This is a genomic window from Mesorhizobium sp. M7A.F.Ca.CA.002.05.1.1 (assembly GCF_003998335.1).
Taxonomy (GTDB): Bacteria; Pseudomonadota; Alphaproteobacteria; order Rhizobiales; family Rhizobiaceae; genus Mesorhizobium.
This window is the reverse complement of record NZ_RZQI01000253.1, coordinates 1-6,994: the sequence shown is the minus strand read 5'-3', so window position 1 is coordinate 6,994 and position 6,994 is coordinate 1. Positions and strand designations below refer to the sequence as shown.

At 63.6% G+C, this 6,994-nt stretch carries 6 protein-coding genes and 1 pseudogene; 6 read left to right on the top strand and 1 reads right to left on the bottom strand.

Translation table 11 applies throughout. The features are described from left to right. From EN939_RS14925 to EN939_RS14900, 6 genes are all read left to right on the top strand, one after another. Window positions 1–260 (top strand): acyl-CoA dehydrogenase family protein (locus EN939_RS14925; protein WP_272483092.1); only part of this gene is annotated, 260 nt, incomplete at its 5' end. 33 nt (window positions 261–293) lie between these two features. After that, the gene (locus tag EN939_RS14920; protein ID WP_127268617.1) at window positions 294–1,502 is read left to right on the top strand and encodes an acetyl-CoA C-acetyltransferase; all 1,209 of its coding nucleotides are present in this window, start codon (window positions 294–296) and stop codon (window positions 1,500–1,502) included. A 14-nt stretch (window positions 1,503–1,516) separates the two neighbouring features. After that, window positions 1,517–3,736, top strand: coding sequence for a 3-hydroxyacyl-CoA dehydrogenase NAD-binding domain-containing protein (locus EN939_RS14915; protein ID WP_127268616.1), 2,220 nt, complete (start codon window positions 1,517–1,519; stop codon window positions 3,734–3,736). Window positions 3,737–3,801: 65 nt separating this feature from the next. After that, window positions 3,802–4,356 (top strand): thioesterase family protein, encoded by a 555-nt coding sequence (locus tag EN939_RS14910; protein ID WP_127268615.1) that lies wholly within the window; start codon window positions 3,802–3,804, stop codon window positions 4,354–4,356. Window positions 4,357–4,470: 114 nt separating this feature from the next. Then, window positions 4,471–5,139 (top strand): S24 family peptidase, encoded by a 669-nt coding sequence (locus EN939_RS14905; protein ID WP_127268614.1) that lies wholly within the window; start codon window positions 4,471–4,473, stop codon window positions 5,137–5,139. A 9-nt stretch (window positions 5,140–5,148) separates the two neighbouring features. Continuing rightward, the gene (locus EN939_RS14900) at window positions 5,149–6,000 is read left to right on the top strand and encodes a thermonuclease family protein (protein ID WP_442919535.1); all 852 of its coding nucleotides are present in this window, start codon (window positions 5,149–5,151) and stop codon (window positions 5,998–6,000) included. On the opposite strand, the pseudogene lysK reads toward EN939_RS14900, so the two are convergent. Further along, window positions 5,966–6,994, bottom strand: a pseudogene (gene lysK, locus EN939_RS14895) (lysine--tRNA ligase); the annotation flags it as partial. The gene EN939_RS14900 and the pseudogene lysK overlap by 35 nt on opposite strands.

Sequence of the window (6,994 nt, the reverse complement as noted above, 5' to 3'; positions counted from 1 at the left end):
CCCCCGCCGGCGGCGTCTCCAAAAATAATCGCGTCACCCGCCACATCGCCGGCGGCCTCGATCCTGTGACCGCGTCGATGGCCAAGTACTGGCTCAGCGACCTGCAGGGAAAAGTCGTCGACGAATGCCTTCAACTGCATGGCGGCTATGGCTACATGAATGAATACCCGATCGCCCGCATGTTCCGCGACGCCCGCGTCCAGCGCATCTACGGCGGCACCAACGAGATCATGAAATTGCTGATCGGCCGCTCTCTCTGAGAGCGACATCAGGCAAACCTAAGGAGCAAGCAAATGGCTGAAGCTTATGTCTATGACGCCGTGCGCACACCGCGCGGCAAGGGCAAGAAGGACGGATCGCTGCACGAGGTGCCGGCGGTGCGGCTTGCCGCCAAGACGCTTGAGGCGCTGCGCGATCGCAATGGGCTCGACACCGGCACTGTCGATGACATCATCTTCGGCTGCGTCGATCCGGTCGGCGAAGCCGGTTCGGTCATTCCGCGCGCCGCCGCCTTCGAGGCCGGCTACGACACCAAGGCGCCCGGCATGCAGATCTCACGCTTCTGCGCTTCCGGGCTCGACGCCATCAATTTCGGCGCCGCCAAGATCGCCCAGGGCGCCGATGAGATCGTCATTGCCGGCGGCGTCGAATCGATGTCGCGTGTCGGCATGGGCGCCTCGGGCGGCGCCTGGTTCATGGATCCTTCGGTCGGCCTGCCCGGCTGGTTCGTGCCGCAAGGCATCTCGGCCGACCTGATCGCCACCAAATACGGCTTCAGCAGAGACGACGTCGACGCCTATGCGGTCGAGAGCCAGAAGCGCGCCGCCAAATCCTGGGCCGATGGCCGCTTCAAGAATTCCGTCGTCCCGATCAAGGACCAGAACGGCCTGACCATCCTCGACCATGACGAACATATGCGCCCGTCGACCGACATGCAGTCGCTGGCCTCGCTCAACCCGTCCTTCGTCATGCCAGGCGAAATGGGCGGCTTCGATGCCGTCGCCGTGCAGAAGCATCCCGAGGTGGAAGAGGTCAATCACGTCCATCATGCCGGCAATTCGTCCGGCATCGTCGACGGCGCCGCCGCCGTGCTGCTCGGTTCGAAGAAAGCCGGCAAGGCGATGGGGCTGAAGCCGCGCGCGCGCATTCGTACCTTCGCCAACATCGGCTCCGAGCCGGTGCTGATGCTGACCGGCCCGGTCGACGTCACCGAGAAGCTGTTGAAGCGCGCCAAGATGAAGCTCTCGGACATCGACCTGTTCGAGCTCAACGAAGCCTTCGCTTCGGTGGTGCTGCGCTACATGCAGGCGTTCGACATCGATCACGACAGGATCAACGTCAATGGCGGCGCTATCGCCATGGGTCATCCGCTCGGCGCCACCGGCGCGATGATCTTCGGCACGGTGCTGGACGAACTCGAGCGCCGCGATCTCAACACGGCTCTGGTGACGCTGTGCATCGGCGCCGGCATGGGAACCGCAACCATCATCGAACGCGTCTGACGGGGAGAGAAACGATGAGCTACACCAATTTCACCCTCGACATCGACGCCGACGGCATTGCGCTGGTCACCTGGGACATGCCTGGCCGCTCGATGAACGTTTTCACCGAAGAGGCGATGCGAGAATTGAACGCCATTGTCGACAAGGTGGCTGGTGACGCCGCCATCAAGGGCGCCGTGATCACCTCCGGCAAGGACACCTTCTCCGGCGGTGCCGACATTACCCTGTTGCAGAAGATGCTGACGACCTTCGCCGCGGAAAAGGGCAAGGACGCCGAAAGGGCGACCAAGGCGCTGTTCGACAATGCCGGCATGATGACCGGCCTGTTCCGCAAGCTGGAAACTTGCGGAAAGCCGTGGGTGTCGGCGATCAACGGCACCTGCATGGGCGGCGCCTTCGAATTGTCGCTCGCCTGCCACGGCCGTGTCGCCGCCGATAGCGACAAGGTGAAGATGGCACTTCCCGAGGTGAAGATCGGCATCTTCCCGGGCGCCGGCGGCACCCAGCGCGTGCCGCGGCTGACCGATCAGCAGCAGGCGCTGCAGATGCTGACCTCGGGCCAGACACTGTCGCCGCAGAAGGCCAAGTCTATGGGCCTGATCCATGAGATCGCCGAGCCGGCCAGGCTCGTCGAGACCGCCAAGGCGATGATCAGGAATGGCCTGAAGCCGGTGGCGCCATGGGACGAGAAAGGTTTCAAGCTGCCCGGCGGCCAGATCTATTCGCCCGCCGGCTTCAATCTGTGGCCGCCGGCCATCGCCATCCTGCGTCGTGAGACTTACGGCAACTATCCGGCCGCCGCCGCGATCCTCAAATGCGTCTATGAAGGCCTGCTGGTGCCGTTCGACACCGGTTTGCGCATCGAGCAGCGCTATTTCACCGAGATCATGCAGACGAGGGAGGCGGCGGCGATGATCCGCTCGTTGTTCGTGTCGCTGCAGGAACTGAACAAGGGCGCCCGCCGCCCGGCCGGCGTGCCCGAAACCAAATTCAAGAAGATCGGCATTCTCGGCGCCGGCTTCATGGGCGCGGGCATCGCCTATGTCACCGCCAAGGCCGGCATCCCGGTGGTGCTGCTCGACCGTGATCTGGAGTCGGCTGCCAAGGGCAAGGCGCATTCCGACGGCCTGATCTCGGATCAGGTCAAGAAGGGCCGCGCCAAGCCGGAGGACAAGGACAAACTGCTGTCGCTGATCACGCCGACGGCGGACTATGCCGACCTTGCCGGCTGCGATCTGGTGGTCGAGGCCGTTTTCGAGGATTCGAGCGTGAAGAAGAGCGCCACCGAACAGGCCGAGGCCGTGCTGAAGCCATCGGCGATCTTCGCGTCGAACACCTCCACCATCCCGATCACCGGCCTGGCGAAGAATTCGGCGCGGCCGAAAAACTTTATCGGCATCCATTTCTTCTCGCCGGTCGACAAGATGATGCTGGTCGAGATCATTTTGGGCAAGAAGACCGGAGACAAGGCGCTGGCCACCGCCATCGACTTCGTTCGCGCCATCAAGAAGACGCCGATCGTCGTCAACGACACGCGCGGCTTCTACGTCAATCGCTGCGTGCTGCGCTACATGTCGGAAGCCTACAAGATGCTGATCGAGGGCGTTCCCGCGCCGATGATCGAGAATGCAGCGAAGGCGGCCGGCATGCCGGTCGGCCCCCTGGCGCTGACCGACGAGACGGCCATCGACCTTGCCCAGAAGATCATGAAGCAGACCATCAGGGATCTGGGCGACAAGGCGGTCGATCCCAAGCAGATGGCGCTGATCAACGCCATGGTCGACGATCACGGCCGCTTCGGCCGCAAGAACGGCAAGGGTTTTTACGATTACCCGGCAAAGCCCGCCAAGAAGAAGTTATGGCCGGGCCTTAGGGAGCTCTATCCGCAGCTTGCACCCGAGAAGGTCGATTATGAGGAACTGCAGCAGCGGCTGCTGGTCACCATCGCGCTGGAAGCGGCGCGGGTGATGGAAGAAGGCATCGTCACCGACCCGCGCGAGGCCGATGTCGGCTCGATCCTCGCTTTCGGCTTCGCGCCCTACACCGGCGGTGCGCTGTCCTACATCGACGGCATCGGCGCCAAGGCGTTCGTGAAGATCGCCAAGAACCTGCAGAAGAAATACGGCGCCGAGTTCAAGGCACCCAAGCTGCTGCTCGACATGGCCGAGAAAGGCGAGACCTTCTACCAGCGCTTCGATCCCTATGCGAAAGGCGACGTGAAGCAGGCAGCCTGACGCATGGGCAAAATCAAGCGTCTTGCAGCGACCTTTGCGCGTCCAAGAGGACATGGGGCGCTGTAATGTATGTCTGGGCGCGCATGGTGCGCATGATGGCCACGGCACGCAGCCGTGGCCCCTATGTGATGGGCGGCGAAGGCCGGCTGGCTTTCCGCTGCCTGCCGACCGACATCGATTTCAACATCCATCTCAACAATGCGCGCTACATGATGCTGGCCGATCTCGGCCGCATCGACCTGTTTGTTCGTGCAGGCCTCATCACGCTGGCAAGGAAGAATGGCTGGGCGCCGATGATGGGCGGACTGCAAGCGGTCTATGCACGCGAGATCAGGCTGTGGCGCCGCTTCGAAGTGGTGTCCTCGATCGAGACCTGGGAAGGCACCCAGGTTGTAGGCAAGCACCGCTTCGTCCTCGACAATGGCGAGACGGCCGCGTTGATCCTGACGACAGCCGGCGTCTACGATCGCAAGGCTCGCAACTTTCTTGAGATTGGCGAGGTCGTTGCGGCACTTGGTCGTGCCGTGAACCCGCGGCCACCGACGCAAACGGAGCGGATTTTCATGACATCGCACCAGGGTCTGCGCAGCTTGGCCAAGGGTGTCGGTCGATCCCGGTAGTCGGACTTTCCGCGATCGACGGAAACGTTTGCAACCACTCACGACCGGTGGACAAAACGACATTCCAAGACTAGAAGGGAAAGGTATTTTTTCCTGCACCGAAGGAGAGCGAGCATGCTCTCGCACGACCGAGTCTGGGCTGCCATCGATGCTCTTGCCAAGCGTTATTCGCTTTCGGCCTCGGGTTTGGCCAAGCGTGCGGGGCTCGATTCCACTGCCTTCAACAAGTCGAAGCGTTTGTCGTCGGATGGCCGACCACGCTGGCCCTCGACCGAATCGCTGGCCAAGATCATCGAGGCGACGGGCGCCTCACTCGACGAATTCACCGGTCTGATCGAAGGCCGGCCTGGGATCAGCAATGGTGCTTCGACCAGCCATGCCGCTTCGGTCGCCCGCAGAAGCTCCGTGCCGTTGCTCGGCTTTGCCCAAGCCGGCGCCGGCGGCTTCTTCGACGATGCCGGCTTTCCAGTCGGGCAGGGTTGGGATCTGATCGAACTGCCGGCGCAATCGACCGAGAGCTCCTACGCGCTGCAGGTGCAAGGCGATTCCATGCTGCCGCTCTACCGCAATGGCGACGTCCTCATCGTCGAACCGGGCGCCGTCACCCGCAAGGGCGATCGCGTCGTCGTCAAGACCACATCAGGCGAGGTGATGGCCAAGGTGCTCGAGCGCCAGACCGTCAAGTCGATTGCGCTGGTCTCGCTCAATCCCGATCATCCCGACCGCGATATTCCCATGCGCGATGTCGAATGGGTGGCGCGGATTGTCTGGGCTAGCCAGTAGGTCAAGCTGGTGCGGCTCCTTCGTCATGCCCTGGCGGTTCTGATGGTCCCGGTGATGGCGGCCATGGTCGTCGCCGGCGGTCGCACGTTGAAAGGGAGTGAAAGCGTCATCACGGTGGACCAGCTTGATCCGGGCGCCGATACGATGGCGCAGCAGGCTGCCGGGACGGTGCCGCAGGAGCCGGCCACATCGGCCATAGCAGCCGCGCAGCCGCCAAAGCCGGCGCTGCATTCGAGGGCGATCGATCCCCAAATTGTCGCGCCACCGGAACTGCCCGCCGAGGGGCTTGAACGGGTCGAGCCGCGCGAGCCGTTGAGCAAACTCGCGCTGGCTGTGCCGCCCAAGCCGAAAATGCCCGACGATTGGAACGGCACCAAGCTGTTCCAGCCGGTTGCGCCGGCCGCCGGCCTGATCGAGGCGAAGGGTTACTCGGTCGCGGTTTCCGGCATCGATATCGTCAGGCAGGATGAGACCTGCAGCGAGGACGGCAAGCCCTGGCCGTGCGGTGTCCGGGCGCGGACGGCGTTCCGCGCCTTCCTGCGCGGCCGCGCGGTGGTCTGCACGGTGCCGCCGCAGGGCGGCCGCGACCTGATCGCCGCCGAATGCCGGATCGGCAATCAGGATATCGGCCAATGGCTGGTCGACAACGGCTGGGCGCGCGCCGCCAAGGGCGGACCCTATGTCGAAGCCGGCGACAAGGCGCGCACGGCGAAGAAGGGCATTTTCGGATCGGCGCCCGATCTGTCCGGCATGCCGGCGATGCCGGCCGCGCCACGCCCGGCCCCTCAGGCGCCGGGTTCGATCCTGGAAGAGGTCGACGGCGTGCTCAAGCCAGCTGACCAGCCAGCGCCCGCTCAATGAGCGCACGTGTCTCGGCCACGCCGTAGAGCGCTGCGAACGAGCCGAAGCGCGGGCCGCGCTCCTGGCCGATCAGCACCTGATAGATCATCTGGAAGAAGGCGCCCGATACGCCGGGGCCGCCTTCCGGGCTCTGCTTGGAATGATCCTGGTAGCGCTCGATCCTGCGCGCGACGTTGAGCGAGGCGTTCTGGATCGCTTCGCCATTGGCGTCCGCCGGCAGCGCCCCAAGCGCTTCGTCGAGGGCTGCCAGCGCCTCGCGCTCGACCTCGTCGGCGGGCCGGAAGGTTTTCGTCGGCTTCACGAAATCGTCGAAATAGCGGATCGCATGGCCGACCAGCCGGTCGAGCTCGGGATGCGTCGTTGGCGTCACGCCTTGCGTATGACGTGAAATGAACCCCCACAGCACATCCTTGTTCTGCGCGTTGGAGGCGCTGACCAGATTGAGCAGCAGCGAGAACGGCACCGGCATGTCGATCGCGGGCGGGTTGCCATCATGCATATGCCAGACCGGATTGCCCAGCCGTTCCTTCCAGTCCTGCCGGGGATAAGCGGCAAGGAACGTATAGTATTCGTCCACGGCCCGCGGGATGACGTCGAAATACAGCTTCTTGGCCTGCCGCGGCCGCTGGTACATGTAGAGCCCGAGGCTTTCGGTCGGCGCATAGGTCAGCCAATCGTCGATGGTCAGCCCGTTGCCCTTCGACTTCGAGATCTTCTGGCCGTTCTCGTCGAGGAACAGTTCGTAGACGAAATGCTCCGGCGCCCGTCCGCCCAGAATGTTGCAGATACGGTCATAGACCACCGCATTGGTCTGGTGGTCCTTGCCGAACATTTCGAAATCGACGCCAAGCGCTGCCCAGCGCATGCCGAAATCCGGCTTCCACTGCAGCTTCACGCGGCCGCCGGTGATCGAAAGCGTGGTCTCGGTGCCCTCGTCGTCGAAGGTGATGGTGCCGGCCTCGGCGTCGACATGCTTCATCGGCACGTAAAGCAC

Excerpts from the sequence above, each read along its gene's own strand:
- EN939_RS14910 (WP_127268615.1), top strand. The coding sequence starts at position 3,802 with ATGTATGTCTGGGCGCGCATGGTGCGCATGATGGCCACGGCACGCAGC.
- EN939_RS14915 (WP_127268616.1), top strand. The coding sequence starts at position 1,517 with ATGAGCTACACCAATTTCACCCTCGACATCGACGCCGACGGCATTGCG.
- EN939_RS14920 (WP_127268617.1), top strand. The coding sequence starts at position 294 with ATGGCTGAAGCTTATGTCTATGACGCCGTGCGCACACCGCGCGGCAAG.
- EN939_RS14905 (WP_127268614.1), top strand. The coding sequence starts at position 4,471 with ATGCTCTCGCACGACCGAGTCTGGGCTGCCATCGATGCTCTTGCCAAG.